The sequence below is a fragment of the Spiractinospora alimapuensis genome (assembly GCF_018437505.1).
Classification (GTDB): Bacteria; Actinomycetota; Actinomycetes; order Streptosporangiales; family Streptosporangiaceae; genus Spiractinospora; species Spiractinospora alimapuensis.
Map to the genome: position 1 here is coordinate 2,285,409 of NZ_CP072467.1, position 22,292 is coordinate 2,307,700.

16 protein-coding genes are annotated in these 22,292 nt (G+C 69.3%); 11 read left to right on the plus strand and 5 right to left on the minus strand.

Features of this window, described 5'->3' with window-relative positions:
• Nucleotides 1–33: 33 nt before the first annotated feature.
• A complete protein-coding gene (gene mshB, locus J4H86_RS10420; RefSeq protein ID WP_236543306.1) occupies nucleotides 34–900 on the minus strand; it encodes an N-acetyl-1-D-myo-inositol-2-amino-2-deoxy-alpha-D-glucopyranoside deacetylase in 867 nt (288 codons plus the stop codon).
• 123 nt (nucleotides 901–1,023) lie between these two features.
• Between mshB and J4H86_RS10425 the strand changes: the two genes are divergently transcribed.
• The 7 genes from J4H86_RS10425 to J4H86_RS10455 all read left to right on the plus strand — a co-directional run bounded on the left by J4H86_RS10425 (nucleotide 1,024) and on the right by J4H86_RS10455 (nucleotide 11,804).
• The gene (locus J4H86_RS10425) at nucleotides 1,024–3,150 is read left to right on the plus strand and encodes a S9 family peptidase (protein ID WP_236543307.1); all 2,127 of its coding nucleotides are present in this window, start codon (nucleotides 1,024–1,026) and stop codon (nucleotides 3,148–3,150) included.
• A 480-nt stretch (nucleotides 3,151–3,630) separates the two neighbouring features.
• The gene (locus tag J4H86_RS10430; protein WP_236543308.1) at nucleotides 3,631–4,989 is read left to right on the plus strand and encodes a S1 family peptidase; all 1,359 of its coding nucleotides are present in this window, start codon (nucleotides 3,631–3,633) and stop codon (nucleotides 4,987–4,989) included.
• Nucleotides 4,990–5,227: 238 nt separating this feature from the next.
• Entirely contained in the window at nucleotides 5,228–6,562 is a 1,335-nt protein-coding gene (locus tag J4H86_RS10435; RefSeq protein WP_236543309.1) for a S1 family peptidase, read from the plus strand.
• Between the two features lie 67 nt (nucleotides 6,563–6,629).
• Nucleotides 6,630–7,001, plus strand: coding sequence for a hypothetical protein (locus tag J4H86_RS10440; RefSeq protein ID WP_236543310.1), 372 nt, complete (start codon nucleotides 6,630–6,632; stop codon nucleotides 6,999–7,001).
• A gap of 262 nt (nucleotides 7,002–7,263) precedes the next feature.
• Nucleotides 7,264–7,908 (plus strand): TrmH family RNA methyltransferase, encoded by a 645-nt coding sequence (locus J4H86_RS10445; RefSeq protein ID WP_236543311.1) that lies wholly within the window; start codon nucleotides 7,264–7,266, stop codon nucleotides 7,906–7,908.
• Nucleotide 7,909: 1 nt separating this feature from the next.
• Entirely contained in the window at nucleotides 7,910–10,885 is a 2,976-nt protein-coding gene (locus J4H86_RS10450) for a DEAD/DEAH box helicase family protein (protein ID WP_236543312.1), read from the plus strand.
• Nucleotides 10,886–11,183: 298 nt separating this feature from the next.
• Nucleotides 11,184–11,804 carry a GNAT family N-acetyltransferase gene (locus J4H86_RS10455; RefSeq protein WP_236543313.1) on the plus strand — a complete coding sequence of 207 codons (621 nt, stop codon included), beginning with the start codon at nucleotides 11,184–11,186 and terminating at the stop codon, nucleotides 11,802–11,804.
• Between the two features lie 77 nt (nucleotides 11,805–11,881).
• Here the strand turns inward: J4H86_RS10455 and J4H86_RS10460 are convergent, their stop codons facing one another.
• From J4H86_RS10460 to J4H86_RS10470, 3 genes are read right to left on the minus strand one after another with little or no spacing between them, the layout of a single operon-like run.
• Nucleotides 11,882–12,625 carry a succinate dehydrogenase/fumarate reductase iron-sulfur subunit gene (locus J4H86_RS10460; protein ID WP_236543314.1) on the minus strand — a complete coding sequence of 248 codons (744 nt, stop codon included), beginning with the start codon at nucleotides 12,623–12,625 and terminating at the stop codon, nucleotides 11,882–11,884.
• Entirely contained in the window at nucleotides 12,622–14,562 is a 1,941-nt protein-coding gene (locus tag J4H86_RS10465; protein WP_236543315.1) for a fumarate reductase/succinate dehydrogenase flavoprotein subunit, read from the minus strand. Before J4H86_RS10465 ends, J4H86_RS10460 begins: the two co-directional genes overlap by 4 nt.
• Nucleotides 14,562–15,257 carry a succinate dehydrogenase cytochrome b subunit gene (locus J4H86_RS10470; protein WP_236543316.1) on the minus strand — a complete coding sequence of 232 codons (696 nt, stop codon included), beginning with the start codon at nucleotides 15,255–15,257 and terminating at the stop codon, nucleotides 14,562–14,564. The genes J4H86_RS10465 and J4H86_RS10470 overlap by 1 nt, the downstream gene beginning before the upstream one ends.
• Before the next feature lie 79 nt (nucleotides 15,258–15,336).
• Between J4H86_RS10470 and J4H86_RS10475 the strand changes: the two genes are divergently transcribed.
• The 4 genes from J4H86_RS10475 to J4H86_RS10490 all read left to right on the plus strand — a co-directional run bounded on the left by J4H86_RS10475 (nucleotide 15,337) and on the right by J4H86_RS10490 (nucleotide 20,277).
• Nucleotides 15,337–16,305 (plus strand): LysR family transcriptional regulator, encoded by a 969-nt coding sequence (locus J4H86_RS10475; protein WP_236543317.1) that lies wholly within the window; start codon nucleotides 15,337–15,339, stop codon nucleotides 16,303–16,305.
• A gap of 317 nt (nucleotides 16,306–16,622) precedes the next feature.
• Complete coding sequence (locus J4H86_RS10480) at nucleotides 16,623–17,432, plus strand: hypothetical protein (RefSeq protein WP_236543318.1); 810 nt, start codon at nucleotides 16,623–16,625, stop codon at nucleotides 17,430–17,432.
• A 119-nt stretch (nucleotides 17,433–17,551) separates the two neighbouring features.
• Entirely contained in the window at nucleotides 17,552–19,483 is a 1,932-nt protein-coding gene (locus tag J4H86_RS10485; RefSeq protein WP_236543319.1) for a fumarate reductase/succinate dehydrogenase flavoprotein subunit, read from the plus strand.
• Nucleotides 19,480–20,277, plus strand: coding sequence for a succinate dehydrogenase/fumarate reductase iron-sulfur subunit (locus tag J4H86_RS10490; RefSeq protein WP_236543320.1), 798 nt, complete (start codon nucleotides 19,480–19,482; stop codon nucleotides 20,275–20,277). The genes J4H86_RS10485 and J4H86_RS10490 overlap by 4 nt, the downstream gene beginning before the upstream one ends.
• Before the next feature lie 87 nt (nucleotides 20,278–20,364).
• Here the strand turns inward: J4H86_RS10490 and typA are convergent, their stop codons facing one another.
• The gene (typA, locus tag J4H86_RS10495; RefSeq protein WP_236543321.1) at nucleotides 20,365–22,251 is read right to left on the minus strand and encodes a translational GTPase TypA; all 1,887 of its coding nucleotides are present in this window, start codon (nucleotides 22,249–22,251) and stop codon (nucleotides 20,365–20,367) included.
• Nucleotides 22,252–22,292: the final 41 nt, after the last annotated feature.

The following is a 22,292-nucleotide window of genomic DNA, read 5'->3' on the forward strand; positions in this document are numbered from 1 at the left end:
CACCGCGCGGACACGCTCGCGCCCAGCGCGCGTTCAGGCGAACAGGTCGGTTTCGTATCCGTCCTGGGTCGGCCGGGACGCCGGCCCCCGCAGCAGGGTGAAGTACTCCACGGCGCTGATCTCCTGGGCGATGCCGTTGGACAGCGCGAACCGCTCACCGTCGACGGTGATCTGGGTGCCGTGCGCCCGCAGTGCGAGGGTCTTGGCCGCCCACTGTTCCGTGCCGTCGATCCGGGTCGTGACCTGTTGGTCGGGGGCCGACTCCCAGAGGTCCTCCATGGAGTCCGGCGCCGTGAACGAGCCCGGCGCCGCACGGAGGCGATCCACCGAGGCGGCGAGGACGGACCGGGGTACCGCGATCGCGTACACCTTGCGGGTCTGCCACGGGTGTTCCCCCGGTAGGGCCGGGCTGCCCGCGAGCTCCACCGCGCGCAGTGTCACCTGGTGGGTCCTGATGTGGTCGGGGTGGCCGTACCCGCCGTTGGCGTCGTAGGTCACCACGACGTGGGGGCGCACCTGGCGCACGACGGCGGCGAGGTCTCTGGCCGCTGTGTCCAGGTCGGCCTGCCACAGGCTCTCGGGCCGTTCGTTGCTGGGCACGCCCATCATTCCGGAGTCCCGGTACTGTCTCCCCTCGTCCTCTCCCAGGAACCGGTGGTCGGGAACCCCCAACAACAGGCAGGCCTTGTCGAGTTCACCGACGCGGTGCTGGGCGAGCGCGTCGCCGTCCTGGGTGAGATGCTCCAGCGGTGCGGGGATGACCTCGCCCTCCTCGCCCCGGGTGCAGGTCACCAAGGTGACGTGAGCTCCCTCGGCCGCGTACTTGGCCATGGTCGCCCCCGTGGTGATCGACTCGTCATCCGGGTGGGCGTGTACCAAAAGCAACCGGCGATCCTCCATGCCGGGGACCATACCCAACTACCGGTGGGCACAAGACGCACACCCACCCATTTCCCGCCCGGTCGGACCTCCCGACCGGGCGTGGTTCCCCCGCGGCGGCGCCGTTACTGGCATCATCGACGCGTGAGTTTCCCACGCCAGTACGCACGAACCCAACGATTCTCCCTCGGCGCACCGCGCTCCCCGCGGGTCTCCGCGGACGGTCAGCGCGTCGTCTTCCTCCGCAGTCGTACCGGGACCGACCCCGTGGGCTGCCTGTGGATCGCGGAGTCCGACGCCGACGGAACGTGGAGCGAACGGATCCTGCTGGACCCCCGCGACCTCCATGACGACGACGCCGACATCCCTCCCGAGGAGCGGGCCCGCCGGGAGCGCGTACGCGAGAGCGGAAGCGGAGTGGTCAGCTACACCGCCGACCCCGCGCTACGCGTGATCGTGTGTCCGTTGGCTGGGCGCCTGTTCCTCGTGACCGTGAGCGAGCCCGGGCGCTGGATCCCGGTTCGCGAACTCCCCAGCGCCGAACCCGCCGTCGCACCCCAGGTGAGCCCCGCCGGGGACTCCATCGCCTACGTGCACCGGGGCTCGGTGCGCGTACTCGACCTCGTTTCGAACGACGACCGAGCCGTCGTCGAGCCCGATGCCGACGGGGTGACCTGGGGTCTCGCGGAGTTCATCGCCGCCGAGGAGATGGGTCGGACCCGGGGACTGTGGTGGTCCCCGGACGGGCGCGCGCTGGTGGTGGCACGGGTCGACGAGAGCGCGGTGCACCAGTGGCAGGTCAGCGACCCGGGAACACCGGAGGCCGGGTCGACCACCATCGCCTATCCCGCCGCGGGGACGCCCAACGCGGACGTGTCCCTCGCCGTGGTCGCCACCGAGCCCGGCTCGACGCCCATCCCCGTACCGTGGGACGTCGACGCCTTCCCCTATCTCGTGGACGTGGACTGGAGCAGCGACACAGCGCCTCCGCTCGTCACCGTGCAGTCGCGTGACCAGCGCGAGGTCCGGTTCCTCGAGGTCGACCCGACCACGGGCGACACGACACTGGCGCGCAAGGACACGCATCCGGCGTGGGTCGAGCTGATGCCGGGCGTGCCGACCAGGGCCGCGGACGATCAGGTGGTGTGGATCGGGGTCGCCGACGACACTCGGTCCCTGTTCCTCGACTCCACCCCCGTCACGCCGTCGGGGCTGGAGGTACGCGGCGTGCTCGACGTCGACTCCTCGGGGCGGGAGGACGGTCGCGTGCTGTTCCTGGCCTCCTCGGAGCCAACCCAGATCGACGTCTGGACCTACGACCCGCGTACCGGCCTGCACCAGCTCACCGAACCAGGCGGGGTTCACGGCGCGACCCGCGGTGGCGGGACTCTCGTGCTGCAGCGGCGCGACTTGGACAGCTGCGCGGTGCACACGGCGATCTGGCGCGACGGGCGCCAGGTCCACACCCTCGCCTCCCACGCCGAGACGCCGGACCTTCCCGCGCCGCGCCTCACCCTGACGAGTGTGGGCCCACGAGAGCTGCGCACCGCCGTGATCCTGCCGTCCTGGCACGAGCCGGGGTCAGGCCGGCTTCCGGTCCTGATGGACCCCTATGGCGGCCCGCACGCGCAGCGGGTCCTGTCCGCGGGAGCCGCCTTCGCCAGTTCCCGATGGTTCGCGGAGCAGGGATTCGCCGTGGTCGTGGCCGACGGTCGCGGTAGTCCCGGCCGAGGCGTGGCGTGGGAGACCGCGGTGCGCGACGACCTGGCCAACCCACCGTTGGAGGACCAGGTGGAGGCGTTGCGCGGGGCCGCGGAACGGTTCCCGGACCTGGATCTGGACCGGGTGGCGATCCGGGGGTGGTCCTTCGGGGGCTACCTGGCCGCACTCGCGGTGTTGCGCCGTCCCGAGGTGTTCCACGCGGCGGTCGCGGGGGCGCCGGTGACCGACTGGTCCCTGTACGACACGCATTACACGGAGCGCTACCTGGGGCAACCCCAGGACGCGCCGGAGGTGTACACACGCAGCTCGCTGATCCAGGACGCGGAGGGGCTGCGTCGCCCGCTGATGCTGATCCACGGATTCGCGGACGACAACGTGGTCTACGCGCACACCCAACGGCTGTCGGACGCTCTGTTGACCGCCGCGCGCCCGCACACCGTGCTCCCCCTGTCCGGCATCACGCACATGGCGTCGGACGAGACGACGGCGGAGAGCCTGCTGCTGCTCCAGGTCGAGTTCCTCCGCAACTCGCTCCGCCCGCCGCGTTGAGGCGTCGGAGCCCGTGGTCGCGAGCGCATAGCCGATCGGTCGGCGCGCGTCCCGCATGACGTGGGATGTGCGCCGACCGAAATCGGACATCGTTTGACTGAATTCCCGCGCCGTCTCCGGCCGAATCCCCGGTTGACCGCACCGGTGAGCTCCGCACCTGCCTAGTGGTGGGTGAACCACCCCACAACGGAGTGACAGGGACGTCACCCTCCGCAGCGTGAAGACAATTCACGTCACCTTACCCATGCGCCCTGTCCAGCCATGATCACCGAGCGAAGTCCGTTGTGTACGGTTCATCCTTCATCGTTCGTGATGTCATGACTTATGGCCGCTTTCGGCCAAATCATCCCACCCGTAACAGGTGAACCGTTAGCGTCAGTGATCGATCTGCGACGCGGCGTTGACCCCTGCGCCCGGCAACGCACCCCCGAATCTCGCAGTGTCTCCCCCTTCATCGAACAAACAAGGAGCCCACGAGTCGTGCGCACGACTACGGACAATCGCAAGCGCCTGTGGAGAAACGGCGCTATCGCACTGGTGACCCTGGTCGCCCTGGTGGCCGTCACCATCGTCGGAGTCAACTTCCTCTGGAAGGACGACAGCGCTCCCGAGCCGACGGCCCAGGCCGAGAACACCGAGGACGCCCCCGAGGCGACTGAGGACGCGGACGAGGACGCCGAAGAGAGCACCGAGGACTACGCCGCGACGCCGGAGGAGGCCCTGACTCGGGACCTCCAGATCAGCCCGGCCGAGGCGGAGGAAGTGTTCCCTCAGCAGGCGAGCGCGGAGGAGATCCGCGCCGGGCTGGAGGCCAGCCTCGGTGACGCCTACGGCGGCGCCGTCTACGACATCGACTCCGACACCCTCACCGTCTCCGTCACCGACGAGTCCGCGGTGGACGAGGTCGAGGCCGCCGGCGCCGAGGCGCGGGTCGTCGACCACGGCCGCACCGAGCTCGCCTCCGCCGCCTCCGGCATCGAAACCGCCGAGACCTCGAGCGTCTACGTCGACGAGGCCGACGACTCGATCGTGGTCGAGGTGCCCGAGGGTGCCGAGGACGACGCCGAGTCCATCGCTTCGGCGAGTGGCATCGACCCGTCCATGGTGCGGGTCGACCGTGCCGAGGAGTACGTGACCTTCGAGCCGGCCGAGGGCGACGTCGTCGGCGGCTTCAACTACTACATCAACAACGAGTCGCGGTGCTCCGTGGGCTTCGCGGTGACCGGGGCCGATGGCCAGGGTGGTTTCGCGACCGCCGGTCACTGTGGCAACGAGGGCGACACCACCACCGAGATCGACGGTTCCTTCGCGGGCTCCGACTTCCCCGGTGCCGACATGGCGTGGGTCTCCACCGACGCCCCGCTGACCAACCTGGTGCACCGTTACGACACCGGCGGCTATGTCGAGGTCTCCGGCTCCCAGGAGGCGCCGATCGGCGCGGCCGTGTGCCGCTCCGGCTACACCACCGGCTGGAACTGCGGTCTGGTTCAGGCCTTCGACTCCACGGTGAACTACGCGCAGGGCCAGGTTGACGGTCTCACCCGTACCTCCGCCTGCGCCGAGCCGGGCGACTCCGGTGGCTCCTTCATCAGCGGAGCCCAGGCCCAGGGTGTGACCTCCGGCGGCAACGGCAACTGCGACACCGGCGGCACGACCTTCTTCCAGCCGATCAACCCGATCCTGGACGCCTACGGGCTCGACCTCGTCACCGAAGCCCCCGCGGGCGACGGCGGCGACGAGACCACCTCCGAGGACGCCGAGACTGACGGCGACGAGGACGAGGTCCAGGACGACGAGGACGAGGACGCCGACACCGAGCTCAGCGTCACCTCTCGCTAGTCTGACCTGGGGTCGCTGAACCCCGTTCGGTCATCCGTCCGGTGTCCCACATCCGTGGGGCACCGGACTTCTCTCTTCCGGGGGGCGTGGGGAATCGTCGACGGCGCCGTAGGACCGAGGTGGCCACTCGGGGACACTCCGCCCGATGTACGGACATCCCCAGATACCGTGGATCATGGATGCGGTGCCCCCCACCGGGTCCACAACGGCTCCCTCCCGCACCGAAGGAGACCGCCAGGTGCGCCCCCCTCGCCCAGGCCGTGAGCGTTTCTACCGCCGGTCGGCCATCGCCCTGTTCGCCACGACCGCCCTCATCCTCGCCGTAGTCGGCGGTGTCGCCTACACCCGGTGGGACGGCCCGGCCGAGCTCCCCGAGGAGTGGCGGGAGGCCGACGAGGTTCTCGCCGCGATGCAGCGTGACCTCGGGGTGGACGCCGACGAGGTCGCCAGGCTCTTCACCGACCAAGCCCAGGCCCGACTCACGGACCAGGACCTCCGAGACGCGTTGGGCGACGCCTACGCCGGATCGGTCTTCGACCCCGAGTCCGGCGAGTTGACGGTGTCGGTCACCGACCCCGCGGCCACCGACACCGTCGAGGACGCCGAGGCCAACGCGCGCCTCGTCACCTACGGCACGAACACCCTGGACGGGGCCGTGGACGCGCTCAACGGGGTCGACCCCTTCGAGGCCGCGCGTTGGTACACCGACGTCACGCAGGACCAAGTGGTCATCGAGGTCCCGCAAGGACAGACCGTGGAAGGCGAACTGTTCGCGGCCAACGCGGGCATCGACACGGGCATGGTCGACATCCAGGAGACCTCCGTGCGCTACGAGACCTTCGAGGGTGCCCCCGAGGACGGAACGGACGACACCGCGCCGGCCGAATCCGACATCGTGGGGGGACTCGCGTACACGACCCCCAGTGGCCGGTGCTCCGTGGGCTTCGCGGTGGCCCCGCGCGACACGGACGACCTCCGGCTCGACGTCGAGTCGGAGCCGGACGACCAGGGCGATTCGGAGACCGAGGAGGACGGCGGGAAGGATCCCGTCCCCGCATCGGTCTCGGGCTTCGCGACCGCCGGGCACTGCGGCGGGGAGGGCGTCCCCACCGAGTCGCCCGACGGCATCGTCGAGGAGTCCCTGTTCCCCGGGGACGGCGACCGAGCCTGGGTGAGCAGTACGTGGCATCCGACCGCGCTGGTGTCCCAGTACGACACCGGAGGGTTCGTGCGGGTCTCCGGGTCCGACGAGGCGCCGGTGGGCTCGACCGTCTGCCGCTCCGGGTCGACGACCGGATGGCATTGCGGCGTCGTCGAGGCCACCAACGTGTCGGTCAGCTACCCGGAGGGCGTGGTGGACGGCGTCACCGCGACCACCGTGTGCGCGGAGCCCGGCGACTCCGGCGGCCCCTTCGTCAGTGACACCCAAGCCCAGGGAGTAACCTCCGGCGGGTCCGGCGACTGCGGAGGTGGACAGTCCGTGACGTTCTTCCAGCCCATCAACGAGCTTCTGGCCGAGTACGACCTCGACCTCGTCACGACAGACGGCCCCGCCGGTCCCCCGGACTCCTAGGGAGGCCCTCCCACGCTCCGACGATTCGTGGCACGCTGAAGTCCCCACCACCCCCCTGGGAGGCGCCATGAGTGATCCGGTCACCCTCGCCGTAGCCGCCGCCGTGGCGGGAAAACTCGGCGAGGGCCTTGTCGAGGGAGCGAAGGCGCTTTTGCCCAAGCTGCGCAGAACCCTCCGCGAGCGGCTTGCGGGCTCCAAGGAGGACACCGAGCTCCTCCAGGCGGTGCGCGACGACGAGTACGACTCCGACGCCCAGGCGAAGCTCGCCGACCGGCTGGCGGTACTGCGGGAACGGGATCCCGTCATCCGCGATCTGATCAACGAGCTCACCTCCACCTCGTCCCGCCCCGCCGTGCACAACTCGGTGTCCGGAACCGCTGGAACGGTCACCCAGATCGGTGGTGACGTCCACGGCGACATCACCATCGGCCGAGGCTGACCGGCCCTCTGGTGACGTGGCCGCCGGCCGGCGCCATCGGGGCGACAGGTAGAGGGCGGCCTCCGGCCGATGGGCGGGCGATGCCTTCACGTCCGGCGTCGATCCCGCGTCCCGGTCCCGGCCCTCCGCGAGGACCGCCGCCGACCCAACGGAGTCGGCGGGTGATCGGTGGTCGCCGACGTGGCACCCGCCCCCCACGGTTCGCCGGCGGTATGACCTGGCCAAGTACGGCCTGGCGTGGGGGCGCCGTATTCTGGTGCGGATGAGTGACGAGACGGTGTCGGTCCAGCGGGGGGCGCCCGAGGTGGGTGTCGGCCCGTGGCTCGGCACGCCTCCCGTCGGGGACCACTACGACCCGGTTCTGCTCGCTGAGGGGGACCGACGCAACGTCGTCGACCGGTATCGCTACTGGCGCGACGAGGCGGTGGTCGCGGACCTGGACACCCGTCGTCATCCGTTCCACGTGGCGGTGGAGAACTGGGAGCACGACTTCAACATCGGATCGGTCGTGCGGACGGCCAACGCCTTCGCCGCCGAGGCCGTCCACATCGTGGGCCGCCGCCGGTGGAACCGACGGGGCGCCATGGTGACCGACCGGTACCAACACGTCCTGCACCACCCCGACGCGGCGGCACTGGTCTCCTGGGCGGGTGAACGCGCGTTGCCGGTCATAGGGATCGACAACCTGCCGGGCTCCGTGCCGCTGGAGACCTACCCACTACCGGAATCCTGTGTCCTGGTGTTCGGGCAGGAGGGCCCCGGGCTGTCGGCCGAGGTACGGGAGGTGTGCACTGCGGTGCTGTCGATCGCGCAGTTCGGGTCCACCCGATCCATCAACGCCGGTGCGGCCGCCGCTGTCGCGATGCACGCCTGGGTCCGACGGCACGTGTTCGACCAACCGAACTGAGATGTCCTCCGACGCTGGGGACATCGCGGCCGGGCTGGCCGCGGCTCGGTGGGATCCCGGGTTCCGGGACTACCAGGAGCGGGTCCTCGACGAACTCGCGGCTCGGTGGGAGTCGGGGACGCGGCGTGCCTGGGTGGTCCTACCGCCCGGCGCGGGAAAGACCGTCGTCGGGTTGGAGGCCGCGCGCCGTCTCGGCCACGCCACGGTGGTCCTCACTCCGAACTCGGCGATCCAGAGCCAGTGGATTTCGCACTGGCGCTCCTTCAGCTCGACCGGCCCGGAGATCCCGGCGGGCACGGATCGCGACCTTCATGCCCCGATCACGGTCCTCACCTACCAGTCCCTGGCCGTCTTCGACCCCGACTCCGAGGACGAGACCAACGGGGCGCGGCCCGACGGGGAGGACGAACCCGCGGGCTCCAGTCGGGCCCGCGCGCACCGGTCGCCCACGACGGAGCGACTCCTGCGCCGTCTCCACCCCAACGGTGCCGCTCTCGTCGAACGGCTGCACGCGGCGGGGCCCGTCACTCTCGTGCTGGACGAGTGCCATCACCTCGCTCAGGTGTGGGGGCGGCTGCTCCGCGAGATCCTCCAGCGGATGCCGGAGGCGCGCGTCATCGGGCTGACGGGCACCCCCGCCGAGAACCTCAACGCGCAGGAATCGGAACTGGTCTCGGCACTGTTCGACCAGCCCATCGCCGGGCCCTCCGTCCCCGCCCTCGTCCGGGAGGGGTACCTCGCGCCGTTCGCCGAACTCACCTGGCTCACCCAACCGACCGCCGTGGAGCACGACTACCTCCGCTCGGAGGCCGAGCGATTCACCGAGCTCTGCACCGACCTGATGGACCCCGCGTTCGTCACCCCTGGCTTCCTGGAGTGGCTGGAGCGGCGTCTCACCACCCGCGCCCTCGACGGGGCCACGGCGGGACAGGAGCGGGTGAGCTGGTCCCGAATCTCGGCGGAGGAACCGGAACTCGCCGACGCGGCGTTGCGGCTGCACCATGTGGGCCGCCTCGCCCTCCCCGACGGAGCGCGGCCCAGCGAACGCCACCGCCGGGCCCCCGACGCCGACGACTGGGTGGCGCTGCTCAGCGACTACCTCAAGAACTGCCTGGCCGGGCGTGCGGACGAGGACCAGCGCACCACGGATGCGGTGGAACGCATCCGGTCCGCGCTGCCGGCGACCGGCTACCGACTCACCCGGCAGGGTGTGCGCAAGGGACGAAGCGCCGTCGACCGCCTGTTGGCACGCAGCGAGGCCAAGGCGCGCGGCGTCGTCGAGATCGCGGCGCTGGAACGGGCGTCGTTGGAGGACCGGCTCCGGCTTCTCGTTCTCTGCGACCACGAACGGGCCCCCGCCCGATCGAGCGCGCGTCTGGGCGACGTACTGCGCCCCGAGGCCGGCTCCGCGATCCGGCTCCTGGACCTCCTGAGCGACGACGAACGCACACTCCCCCTCCACCCGCTGCTGGTCACCGGACGCACGGTCGCCGGGACCCGCGGCACTCTCGACGCCTTCCGGTCCTGGATCGAGGAGCGGACGCCCTCGCTGGAACTGGAGGTCGAGGACGAAGAGGTGGAGGGACTGGCGGCGCTGGTGGGCCGCTGGACTCCGCGCACGTGGGTGCGCCTGGCGACGGCCTACTTCGAAGCGGGGCACACCCGACTCCTGGTGGGCACCCGTGCACTGCTCGGGGAGGGGTGGGACGCCCGCCGGGTCACCACGGTCGTCGACCTGACCACCGCGACCACCTCCACGGCGGTGACCCAGAGCCGCGGCCGAGCGCTCCGGTTGGACCCGTCCTGGCCCGAGAAGGTGGCACACACCTGGACGGTGGCGTGCGTAGCTCCGGAGCACCCGAAGGGGGCCGCCGACTGGTCCCGGCTCGCCCGCAAGTACCAGGGTTTCCTTGGCGTGGATCGCTCCGGGGCCGTGACCGAGGGCGTCGCACAGGTCGACTCGGAGTTCTCGTCCTTCACCCCGCCCCCCGCCGAGGACTTCGACGGGATCAACGCCCGGATGATCGCCCGCGCCGAGGACCGACCCGCGACGCGCGCGTTGTGGCGGGTCGGCGACGGCTACGACGACGTGACACGGGTGGGGCTCAGCGTTCGTCTCCCCCGTACCCACATCCCGACCACGACGGCGCTTGGGACCTCCCCTCGTCCCGCCGGGCTGTCCTCCCGAACTCCGACCCCGCCGCCGCTGGTCCCGGCGGAGCGCGGGTTCCACGTCGTCCGTCCACCCGCCCGGCCGGCGGCGTCCGGCCCGGCGGTGACAGGAGCGCTCCTCGGCGGCGTACTGGCGGCCGTGCTCGCCGCGTTCACGTCTCCCGCCGAGGCCGTGGTGTGGGGAGCCCTGCTCGCGGGCTGTGCGGCGCTGATCCTGGGCGTCGGCGCGCCACGGGTCCTCCGCCGACGCCACCAGTCGCGCTACGCCCAGACCCACGCGTCGCTCGCCGCCGGCTCGGCCCGGGGCCCCGACGTCATCGACATCGCCTGGGCCGTCGCCGACTCACTCCAACGCACGGGGCACTGCGCCCGAGGCCCGGACAGCGTCCGGTTGGAGGTCGATCCACAGGGCGTGTACCGCGTGGTGATGCACGGCGCCACTCCCGAGGAGTCGACACTGTTCAGCGAGGCCCTGGACGACGCCCTCGGCCCGATCACCGGCCGGGTTCGCTACCTCATCCCCCGCTTCGAGGCCGAGGTCACCGACGAGGAGGACGCCGGCCGCCAGCTCCTGGCGTCACTCCGCGGCGACGGCACCGCCAACCGCGCGATCTACCACAAGGTCCCCGAGATCCTCGCCCGCCACCGCCGCACCGCCGACATATACGCCCGCAGTTGGACCCGCTGGGTCTCCCGCGCCGACGCCGTCCACACCGGCGGCGAGGAAGGCGCGGCCCTCCTCTTCGTCACCCAGGGCACCAGCCCCCTCGACCTCGAAACCACCCGCCGCCTCGTCTGGACGTAGCGGCCCCTTCCGATCCCCACGGTGTCCCGCGCTCACCCCGCGCGGTGCGGGTCGTCGGCTCGCCCCCAGGACGAAGGCCGGGCGGCGAGAACCGTCGACGCGGCCAGGTCGTCCCGGTCTCGCCCAGCGAGCGGGCTGTCGTAAGCGCTCTCCCACGCGGTGGGCTCCGGCGGCTCCCGGCCGTGGTCAGCGCGAGCGGCAGCACCTGCGCAGGCCGGCTCCAGCGGGTGCGGGACCGTGGTCGAGGGCACGGTGACGGCCTGGTGTGGGCAGGGGTCCGACGGGGAATCGGGGGATCATGACACGCACGAGCTCTCCCACGGTTCGGTGGGCGACGAAGGGGGACACCGCCGGGGCTGTTCGTGCCTTCGCGCAGGCGTTTCGGGGAGATCCGTTCTGGGACTGGATGTTCCCGGAGAACCCACGCGACGTGACGCGCACGGCGCGGTTCTACGCGATCGACGTGGGACTGGGACACATCCCGGCCGGGCGGTGCGAGGTCGCCGTCGTGGAGGGAGTGATCGCGGGGGCCGCGATCTGGTATCCGCCGCACGAGGCGGGGACCCGGCCGATGGAGTTCCTGCGCGCGACCCCGCACATTCTGCGGCTGGTCGGGCTCCGACGCGCGATCGCGCTGAGCCGGGCGTTCGACGCCATGGTGGCGGCCGCTCCGCGGCGGCCACACTGGTACCTGTCGGACCTGGCCACGGAACCGCGCTACCAGGGGCGGGGCGTGGCCTCGGCGATCCTTCGGTCCGGGATCAGGCGGGCCGAGGCCGACGGACTCCCGATCTACCTGGAGTCCTCGAAGACGGAGAACATCCCGGTGTACGAACACTTCGGGTTCCACGCGACCGCGGACATCACCACCGACGGGTTGCCGACGATGCACGGGATGATCAGGGAACCGACCGGCTGAGCCGCGTCGGCCCCGACACCAGACGCCGACTCCGATGTGCCGGGCACGCCCGGCACATCGGAGGGAACCTCAATACCTCAGGCGCCCTTGCCGAGGGAACCCAGCAGGTCACGGTTCAGCGTGGCGATCGTCTCCAGCGGGATGCCCTTGGGACACACCGCGGCGCACTCTCCGATGTTCGTGCAGCCGCCGAAGTCCTCTTCGTCGTGCTGATTGAGCATCGACACGACGCGGGCGGCGCGCTCGGGCTGCCCCTGAGGCAGTTTGCCGAGGTGGGTGACCTTGGCCGCGGTGAACAGCATCCCCGAGGCGTTCGGGCACGCGGCGACACACGCGCCACAGCCGATGCAGGTCGCCGCGTCGAACGCGGAGTCGGCGTCGGCCTTGGGCACCGGCACCGCGTGGGCGTCGGGAGCCGTTCCGGTGGGGGCGCTGATGTAACCGCCGGCCTCGATGATGCGGTCGAAGGCCCCGCGGTCGACCACGAGGTCCTTCAGCACCGGGAACGCCTTGGCCCGCCACGGCTCCACGTCGATGACGTCGCCGTCCTTGAAGCTGCGCATGTGCAACTGGCACGTGGTCGTGGTCTCGGGGCCGTGCGCGGTCCCGTTGATCACGACGCCGCACGCGCCACAGATGCCCTCGCGGCAGTCGTGGTCGAAGGCGACCGGGTCCTCACCCTCCAGGGTGAGCTTCTCGTTGAGGACGTCGAGCACCTCGAGGAAGGACATGTCCGAGGACACGTCGTCCAGGCGGTACTCGACCATGCGTCCGGAGTCCTTGGGACCCTTCTGGCGCCAGACGCGCAGGGTGATCTTCACTTGTAGCTCCGCTGGACCATCTTGACGTACTCGTATTCCAGGTTTTCCTTGTGCAGCACCGGCGCCTCGCCCGTACCGGTGTACTCCCATGCGGCGACGTAGGAGAAGTTCTCGTCGTCGCGGAGCGCCTCGCCCTCTGGGGTCTGGCTCTCGGCGCGGAAGTGTCCGCCCGCGGACTCCGAACGGTGGAGCGCGTCGATGCACATCAGCTCGGCGAGCTCGAAGAAGTCGGCGACGCGGCCCGCGCGTTCCAGCGCCTGGTTGAGCTCCTCGTTGACGCCGGTGACCTTGACGTCCGCCCAGAACTCGGTGCGCAGCTCCCGGATCCGGTCGAGGGCCTTGCGCAGCCCCTCGTCCGTCCGTTCCATTCCGCAGTAGTCCCACATCAGCTTGCCGAGCTCACGGTGGAAGGAGTCGACGGTGCGGCTGCCGTTGACGGCGAGCAGCTTCTCGATGCGGGATTTGACCGAGTCCGACGCCGCCTTCGCCTCGGGGTGCTCGTCGTCGAGCGCCTCGAAGGGGCCGGAGGCGAGGTAGTCGTTGATGGTGTTGGGCAGGACGAAGTATCCGTCCGCGAGCCCCTGCATCAACGCGCTCGCCCCGAGCCGGTTCGCGCCGTGGTCGGAGAAATTGGCCTCGCCCACGACGAACAGCCCCGGAACGGTGCTCTGCAGGTCGTAGTCGACCCACAGGCCACCCATGGTGTAGTGCACCGCGGGGTAGATGCGCATCGGGACCTCGTAGGGGTTCTCGCCGGTGATGCGCTGGTACATGTCGAAGAGGTTGCCGTACTTGGCCTCCACCGCAGGCCGGCCGAGCCGCTTGATGGCGTCGGCGAAGTCGAGGTAGACCCCCTGGCCGCCGGGTCCGACACCGCGGCCCTCGTCGCACACGTTCTTCGCGGCGCGGGACGCGATGTCACGCGGAACCAGGTTCCCGAACGACGGGTAGATGCGCTCCAGGTAGTAGTCGCGCTCGTCCTCCGGGATCTCCCGCGGGTCGCGGTTGTCGCCGATCTCCTTCGGCGCCCACACCCGACCGTCGTTACGCAGCGACTCACTCATGAGGGTGAGCTTGGACTGGTGCTCGCCGCTGACGGGGATACACGTCGGGTGGATCTGGGTGTAGCAGGGGTTGGCGAACATCGCGCCCTTGCGGTGCGCCCGCCAGGAGGCGGTGACGTTGCAGCCCATGGCGTTGGTGGACAGGAAGAACACGTTGCCGTATCCACCCGTGGCCAGGACGACCGCGTCCGCGAAGTGCGTCTCGATCTCCCCGGTCACCATGTCCCGCACGATGACGCCGCGGGCCCGCCCCTCGACCGTGATCAGTTCCAGCATCTCGTGCCGGCTGTGCACCTGGACGGTGCCGGCCGCGACCTGGCGCTCCAGCGCCTGGTAGGCACCGATGAGGAGCTGCTGCCCGGTCTGCCCACGCGCGTAGAACGTGCGGGAGACCTGCGCCCCACCGAACGAACGGTTGTCCAACAGCCCGCCGTACTCACGGGCGAAGGGGACGCCCTGGGCCACGCACTGGTCGATGATCTCGACGCTGACCTGCGCCAACCGGTAGACGTTGGACTCCCGCGACCGGAAGTCACCGCCCTTGACCGTGTCGTAGAACAGGCGGTAGATGCTGTCGCCGTCGTTACGGTAGTTCTTCGCCGCGTTGATACCGCCCTGCGCGGCGATGGAGTGCGCCCGGCGGGGCGAGTCCTGGTAGCAGAACGAGGTGACGTTGTACCCGGCCTCGCCCAGCGTGGCCGCGGCCGACGCTCCCGCGAGCCCCGTCCCCACGATGATCACGGAGAGCTTCCGACGGTTGGCGGGGTTGACCAGCTTGGCCGAGAACCGGCGGCTGTCCCACTGTTCCTGGATCGGGCCCTCGGGTGCCTTGGTGTCGGCGATCGGGTCGCCCTCGGTGTAAAGGTCGGTCATTAGTTCACCACCCCGATGAGCACGGCCAGCGGCGGGACGATGAACCCGACGAACAGCGCGGTCGCGACAACCGTGGCCGTGAGACTGATCGCGCGCTCGCGGCGCGCGTTGTTGAAGCCGAGCGTGGCGAGCGCGCTCCAGATCCCGTGCCGCAGGTGCAGCCCCAGGGCGGCCACTGCGAGGAGGTAGAAGCCGGTCACCCACCAGATCTGGAAGCCGTTCACCACGCGCTCGTAGGGGCTGTCCGACGCGCCACCCGGATGGATGACGTTCGCGGTCAGGTGCAGGAGGTGGTACACGATGAACAGTGCGAGCAGGACCCCGCCCCAGCGCAGCGTGTAGGACGCGTAGGTGCGCTGAACCCGCTTGGTGCTCTGGTACCGCACCGGGCGCGCGCGCCGGTCGCGGATCGTCAGGACCGCCGCGGTGTAGATGTGCGCGAGGATCGCGGCCAGCAGGACCACCCGCATGATCCACAGCGCGCCCTCATGCGGCAGCGCCGGGTACCCCAGTTCCCTGAGCCACGCGGAGTAGTTGTCGAACCCCTCCTGGCCCTCGAAGATCTTGAGGTTGCCCACCATGTGCAGGATCAGCCAGGCGGCCATCGCCAACCCGGACACCGCCATGATGGCCTTCATCGCCACCGTTGACCTCAACGCCGAGGATCGCTGCCTCGACACAGTTGCATTCGCCACGACCAGCAATGTAGGCCGTGATAAACAGCAACGTCCAAGACATGGAATCACTTATGACCATAGCTTTAAGCTATGGAGCATGCAGTTCCAGCAGCTCACGTACTTCCTCGCCGTGGCGAGAACCCGCCACTTCACCCAGGCAGCGGAGTTGTGTCAGGTCGCGCAGCCGTCGCTGAGCCGTCAGGTGCGCAACCTCGAGGAGGAGCTCGGCGCGTCCCTGTTCCGCCGCGCCCGGGGAAACATCACACTCACGCCGGCGGGTGAGGCACTGCTCCCGCTCGCCCAGCGGATCCTCGCCGACATGGATACGGCGCGGCACGAGGTGCAGGAGCTGGCCGGTATGCGCCGCGGACGGGTGCGACTCGGGGCGACCCCGAGCCTGTGCAGCGGCCTGCTCGCCGACGCGCTCGCCCAGTTCCACGACGAGTACCCCGGGGTGGAGCTCCTGATCGAGGAGGGCGGATCGCGGGACCTGGTGCGGGAGCTGGCCAACGGAGAACTGGACCTGGCCCTGATCGTCCTGCCGCTGCAGAGCAACGATCCCGCCCTGTCCACCCAACCGATCCTGCGCGAGGGCCTCGTCGTGGCGAGCGCCGTCGACCGGCCCGCCCCGTCGGTGAACGCGTCCCCGTTGAGCATCAGCGACCTGCGGGACCGCCCACTGGTGATGTTTCGTCATGGCTACGACCTGCGGGAGACAACCCTCCAGGCGTGCCGTTCGGCGGGTTTCGAACCGACGGCCGCGGTCGAGGGCGGAGAGATGGACGCCGTCCTGCGGTTCGTGGAGACGGGACTGGGGTGGGCGGTGGTACCGAGCATGGTGCTCAAGGCGCGTCCGGCCCTGCGCGGGACGCCACTGGATCATCCACGTCTGGTGCGCACGATCGGGCTCGCGCACCGCAAGGACGTCGAGCCGCCGCACGCCGCGCGCACCTTCCGTCGCGTCCTGCTGGGATACCTGACGCGCCTCGGCGCCGACGAGTTGGGCCCGGACTTGGAGGTCCTGGAGACCACGCCCCCCGGTGAGACCCCGCCCGACCACATATGATCAACGCCAGTAATGAAGGATAGCCTTCACTGAATTACCGGATTCAATTTCCGACAAAACTCGCAAATCTCCCAAAATGCAGCAAGCGGCACCAATTACCACAATAGCCCCGCAACCTGCACAAACAACCGCACTAGCGTGGCATTTTTCACATCCGGGTTGCCCGAATCTCGTGGTTAATTCGTGATCACGCGGGCTTAACGTGTCGTCTCAAGCATGTTGCCGTCGAATGTTTAACCCTGCTGCGCTGCCGGTTTTCCGCGCCGTCACCATCCACCACCGGTAGACGCCACAGCGGAGATGGAGATCCCGCGACAATGACCGCGACCGTTGCGCCGCCCACCAAGAGCCGCGCCCAGATCAGTTCCCGCACATTCCGGAAGGACCGCTGGCGAGTAGGCCCAATCCTCACGGTGTTGGGATTCGCCACCTTCCTCACCTATTCCACGGTGCGGGTGTTCCAACAGGACTACTACTTCGTTTCGGACTATCACTACCTGACGCCGTTCTACTCCCCGTGTCTCAGCGCCACGTGCGTCGAGGGGTCCTCGGTGTTCGGCACATTGCCCTGGGCGTTCCCCTGGTTCATCCCCTACGCCTTGGTGAGTCTCCCGTTCCTGCTGCTGTTCCGGTTCACCTGCTACTACTACCGCAAGGCTTACTACCGCTCGGTGTGGCAGTCGCCGACCGCGTGCGCGGTGCGGGAACCCCACGGCAAGTACTCCGGCGAGACGCGTTTTCCGCTGGTCCTGCAGAACAGCCATCGATACTTCTTCTATGTCGCCTTCGCGATCGCGGTTCTCAACACCTATGACGCGTTGATCGCCCTCGCGCACGGGACGAACGGCGGATTCGGGATCGGCGTCGGAAACCTCGTGCTGCTGGGGAACGTGATCCTGCTGTGGTGCTACACCATCAGTTGTCACTCCTGCCGGCACGTGATGGGCGGCCGGTTGCGCGGTTTCGGTTCACATCCGGTGCGCTATCGCCTGTGGACCCAGATCTCCCGGCTGAACACGCGCCATATGCAGTTCGCCTGGATCACGCTGGGAACCCTGATGCTCACCGACCTCTACGTCGCGCTCGTCGCCAGCGGCACCATCACCGATCTGCGCATCTTCAACTGAGCGCACCGAGCCGCCGCGACAATTAGCCAACGAAAGCGCGGCCGGCGGCGACCGCGACAGCGGTGAACCTCTCGCGCAGGTCGTCGGCGCGTCCGAATTCGTGTGAAGGAACCCCACTCATGTCTGCCCCTGAAATCGCCCGCCACGCGTTCGACGTCGTGGTCGTGGGCGCTGGCGGCGCTGGCCTCCGAGCCGCCATCGAAGCGCGCCATCGCGGCAAGCGCACCGCCATCATCTCCAAGTCCCTCTTCGGCAAGGCCCACACCGTCATGGCCGAGGGCGGTGCCGCCGCCGCGATGGGCAACGTCAACTCCAACGACAGTTGGCGGGTGCACTTCCGCGACACCATCCGTGGCGGGAAGTTCATGAACAACCCGCGGATGGCGGAGCTGCACGCCAAGGAGTCCCCCGACCGGGTGAAGGAACTCGAGTACTGGGGTGCGCTGTTCGACCGGACGAAGGACGGGAAGATCAGCCAGCGCAACTTCGGTGGCCACGAGTACCCCCGGCTCGCCCACGTCGGTGACCGAACCGGCCTGGAGATGATCCGCACCCTCCAGCAGCGCATCGTGCAGTTGCAGCAGCAGGACGCCGTCGAGCACGGCGACCCCGAGGCGATGGTGAAGGTCTTCGCCGAAACCACGGTCACCGAGCTGGTGAAGGACGGTGAACGAATCGCGGGCGCGTTCGGCTACGTCCGCGAGACCGGGCAGTTCGTGCTGTTCGAGGCCCCGGCGGTCGTGCTCGCCACGGGAGGGATCGGCAAGTCCTTCCAGGTCACGTCCAACTCCTGGGAGTACACCGGCGACGGTCACGCCTTGGCGTTGCGCGCGGGGGCGACCCTGCTGAACATGGAGTTCGTCCAGTTCCATCCCACCGGCATGGTGTGGCCTCCCTCGGTGAAGGGCCTCCTGGTCACCGAGTCGGTGCGCGGCGACGGCGGGGTGCTGCGCAACTCCGAGAACAAGCGCTTCATGTTCGACTACATCCCTGAGCTGTTCGCCGACCAGTACGCCACCACGGAGGAGGAGGCCGACCGGTGGTACACCGACCAGCAGAACAACCGCCGGCCTCCGGAGCTTCTCCCCCGTGACGAGGTGGCGCGGGCGATCAACAGTGAGGTGAAGGCGGGGCGCGGTTCCCCCCACGGTGGGGTGTTCCTCGATGTCTCCACCCGGCTGTCGGCCGACGACATCGTGCGCAAGCTGCCGTCCATGCACCACCAGTTCAAGGAGCTGGCGGACGTGGACATCACGAAGGAGCCGATGGAGGTCGGCCCGACCTGCCACTACGTGATGGGCGGGGTCGAGGTGGACGCTGACACCGGCGCCACGGTGATTCCGGGGCTCTTCGCCGCGGGCGAGGTCTCCGGCGGGATGCACGGCTCCAACCGGCTCGGCGGCAACTCCCTGTCCGACCTGTTGGTCTTCGGGCAACGCAGCGGCTCGGGGGCCGCCGCGTACGTTGACGAGCTGGGGGACCATCGACCCACGCCGCCCGAGGCCGACCTGCCCGCCCTCGCCGACACCGCGCAGGCGCCCCTCACGCGTGAGTCGGGCGAGAACCCCTACGAGGTGCACCACGAGCTGCAGCAGGTCATGAACAGCCTCGTCGGCATCATCCGCACGGGCGAGGAACTGCGCCGGGCTCTGGAGAGGCTGGCCGACCTGAAGAAGCGCGCCGAGGATGTCCGGTCTCCCGGTGAACGCGCCTACAACCCCGGCTGGCATATCGCACTGGATCTGCGCAACATGCTGCTGGTCTCGGAGACGGTGGCGCGCGCGGCCCTGATGCGCGAGGAGAGCCGTGGCGGCCACACCCGGGACGACTTCCGTAAGGCCGACCCCGAGTGGCGCAAGGTCAACCTCGTCTGCCGACTCAAGGACGACACGGTGGAGCTGCGCACCCAGCCACTGGACCCGCTGCGGGAGGAACTCCTCGACCTGTTCGAGGCGGGCGAGCTGATCAAGTCCCTCACGCCGGCGGAACTCCCCGACCGCGTCGCCGAACAGGCCGCCGCCGCGACCCACCCCAAGGAGGACGACAAGTGAGCATCAGAACCTTCCACGTGTGGCGAGGGGACGCCGGAGCGGGTTCCTTGGAGGAGTTCAAGGTCGAGGTCAACGAGGGGGAGGTGGTACTCGACGTCCTTCACCGAATCCAGGCCACCCAGGCCTCGGACCTAGCCGTGCGCTGGAACTGCAAGGCGGGCAAGTGCGGCTCCTGCTCGGTCGAGATCAACGGCAGGCCACGCCTGTCCTGTATGACCCGCATGAGCGTGTTCGAGTCCGACGAGGAGATCACCGTCACACCGATGCGGACCTTCCCCGTGATCCGCGACCTGGTGTGCGACGTGTCCTACAACTACGTCAAGGCGCGTCAGATCCCGTCCTTCACGCCCGACCCCGAGACCGAGCCGGGCGACTTCCGCATGTCCCAGACGGACGTGGAGCGGTCGCAGGAGTTCCGCAAGTGCATCGAGTGCTTCCTGTGCCAGAACGTCTGCCACGTGATTCGGGACCATGACGACAACAAGGAGAACTTCTCCGGCCCACGGTTCCTCATGCGGGTGGCCGAACTCGAGATGCACCCGGAGGACACGGCGGACCGGCGCAAGGCCGCCCAGGAGGACTTCGGGATGGGCTACTGCAACATCACGAAGTGCTGCACCGAGGTCTGCCCCGAGCACATCAAGATCACCGACAACGCGTTGATCCCGCTGAAGGAACGCGTCGCCGACCGCAAGTACGACCCACTGGTCTGGCTCGGCGACAAGATCGGCGTCCGCCAGGGCGCCGACACCCCCATGGTTCCCAACACCAAGCGCGCCGGCGGCGACGCCTGATACGCGTGAGGGGGTGGGGGTCCCGGCCGGGACCCCCACCCCCTCACGTCCACGCCCCTGGCCACTCTCGCCGCGGGGAGGACCCGCTCAGGAGCGCTTGGCGTGGGCGGTGCGGCGCGCCCGCTCTTTGTGGTCGAGGACGACCTTGCGCATGCGGATCGAGGCGGGCGTGACCTCGACGCACTCGTCCTCACGGCAGAACTCCAGCGCCTGCTCCAGCGACAGCGCCCGGGGCGGGATGAGCCGCTCCAGTTCCTCACCGGTGGACGAACGCATGTTCGTCAGCTTCTTCTCCTTGGTGATGTTCACGTCCATGTCGTCGGCGCGCGAGTTCTCCCCCACGATCATGCCCTCGTAGACCTCGGTGGCGGGCGGCACGAACATGGTGCCCCGCTCCTGGAGGTTGAACATGGCGAACGTGGTGGCCTGCCCCGTGCGGTCCGCGACGAGCGAACCGGTGGCGCGGGTCCGCAACTCGCCGAACCACGGCTCGAAGTTCTCGAACACGTGGTGGGCGATCCCGGTCCCGCGGGACTCGGTGAGGAACTCGGTGCGGAACCCGATCAACCCCCGCGACGGGACGAGCCAGTCCATCCGGACCCATCCGGTGCCGTGGTTGGTCATCTGTTCCATCCGGCCCTTGCGCACGCTCAACAACTGCGTGATCGCCCCGAGGTACTCCTCGGGGAGGTCGACGGTGAGACGCTCCACCGGCTCGTGCACCTTGCCGTTGATCGTCCGGGTGACCACGCGCGGCTTGCCGACGGTGAGCTCGTAGTTCTCCCGCCGCATGGTCTCCACCAGGATCGCCAGCGCGAGTTCACCACGGCCCTGCACCTCCCAGGCGTCGGGGCGGTCGGTGGGGTTCACGCGCAGGCTCACGTTGCCGACGAGCTCACGGTCCAGTCGCTCCTTCACCAGGCGGGCGGTGACCTTGGTGCCCTTCTCCCGTCCGGCCAGCGGCGAGGTGTTGGTGCCGATGACCATGGAGATCGCCGGCTCGTCGACCGTGATGCCGGGCAGTGGACGCGGGTCCTCCGGGTCGGCGAGGGTCTCGCCGATCATGATGTCGGAGATCCCGGCGATGGCGATGATGTCGCCCGGTCCGGCCTCCGCCGCGGGCTTGCGCTCCAGCGCGTCGGTCATCAGCAGCTCGCTGATCTTCACCCGGTCGACGCTGCCGTCGGTCTTGCACCAGGCCACCTGCTGACCCTTGCGGATCGTCCCCTGGTGGACGCGGCACAACGCGATGCGGCCCAGGAACGGCGAGGCGTCGAGGTTGGTCACGTGGGCCTGGAGCGGCGCGCCCGGGGTGTACTCCGGAGCGGGGATCGTGTCCAGGATCGCCTGGAACAGCGGCTGGAGGTTCTCGCTGTCCGGGGCGGTGGCGTCCGCGGGCTGCTCCAGGGAGGCCTTGCCGTCGATCGCGCAGGCGTAGACGATCGGGAAGTCGATCTGGTCCTCGGCGGCGTCGAGGTCGAGGAACAGCTCGTAGGTGGCGTCCACGACCTCGGAGATCCGACTGTCCGGCCGGTCCACCTTATTGATCACCAGGATGACCGGGAGCTTCGCGGCCAGCGCCTTGCGCAGCACGAACCGGGTCTGGGGCAGCGGGCCCTCGCTCGCGTCCACGAGGAGCACCACGCCGTCCACCATGGACAGGCCACGCTCGACCTCGCCACCGAAGTCGGCGTGGCCCGGGGTGTCGATGATGTTGATGACGACGTCGCTTTCCTCGTCCGTCGCCTCGGGCGGGCGGTACCGAATGGCCGTGTTCTTCGCCAGGATCGTGATGCCCTTCTCACGCTCCAGGTCCTCGGAGTCCATGACGCGGGCGTCCACGTCCTGGTTGGCTCGGAACACCCCGGACTGCCACAGCATCGCGTCGACCAGAGTCGTCTTGCCGTGGTCGACGTGAGCAACGATGGCGACGTTGCGGATGTCCTCGCGGTGTGCGGAGGCGGAGTTGGGCATGCGAGCTGATCCTGATCAGTTGTGGGATAGGGGCCGTCCGA

Bases quoted from the DNA above. Each gene is read 5' to 3' on its own strand.
- J4H86_RS10475 (WP_236543317.1), top strand. From the start codon at position 15,337: ATGCAGTTCCAGCAGCTCACGTACTTCCTCGCCGTGGCGAGAACCCGC.
- J4H86_RS10485 (WP_236543319.1), top strand. From the start codon at position 17,552: ATGTCTGCCCCTGAAATCGCCCGCCACGCGTTCGACGTCGTGGTCGTG.
- J4H86_RS10445 (WP_236543311.1), top strand. From the start codon at position 7,264: ATGAGTGACGAGACGGTGTCGGTCCAGCGGGGGGCGCCCGAGGTGGGT.
- J4H86_RS10440 (WP_236543310.1), top strand. From the start codon at position 6,630: ATGAGTGATCCGGTCACCCTCGCCGTAGCCGCCGCCGTGGCGGGAAAA.
- J4H86_RS10450 (WP_236543312.1), top strand. From the start codon at position 7,910: ATGTCCTCCGACGCTGGGGACATCGCGGCCGGGCTGGCCGCGGCTCGG.
- J4H86_RS10455 (WP_236543313.1), top strand. From the start codon at position 11,184: ATGACACGCACGAGCTCTCCCACGGTTCGGTGGGCGACGAAGGGGGAC.
- J4H86_RS10480 (WP_236543318.1), top strand. From the start codon at position 16,623: ATGACCGCGACCGTTGCGCCGCCCACCAAGAGCCGCGCCCAGATCAGT.
- typA (WP_236543321.1), bottom strand. From the start codon at position 22,251: ATGCCCAACTCCGCCTCCGCACACCGCGAGGACATCCGCAACGTCGCC.
- mshB (WP_236543306.1), bottom strand. From the start codon at position 900: ATGGAGGATCGCCGGTTGCTTTTGGTACACGCCCACCCGGATGACGAG.
- J4H86_RS10465 (WP_236543315.1), bottom strand. From the start codon at position 14,562: ATGACCGACCTTTACACCGAGGGCGACCCGATCGCCGACACCAAGGCA.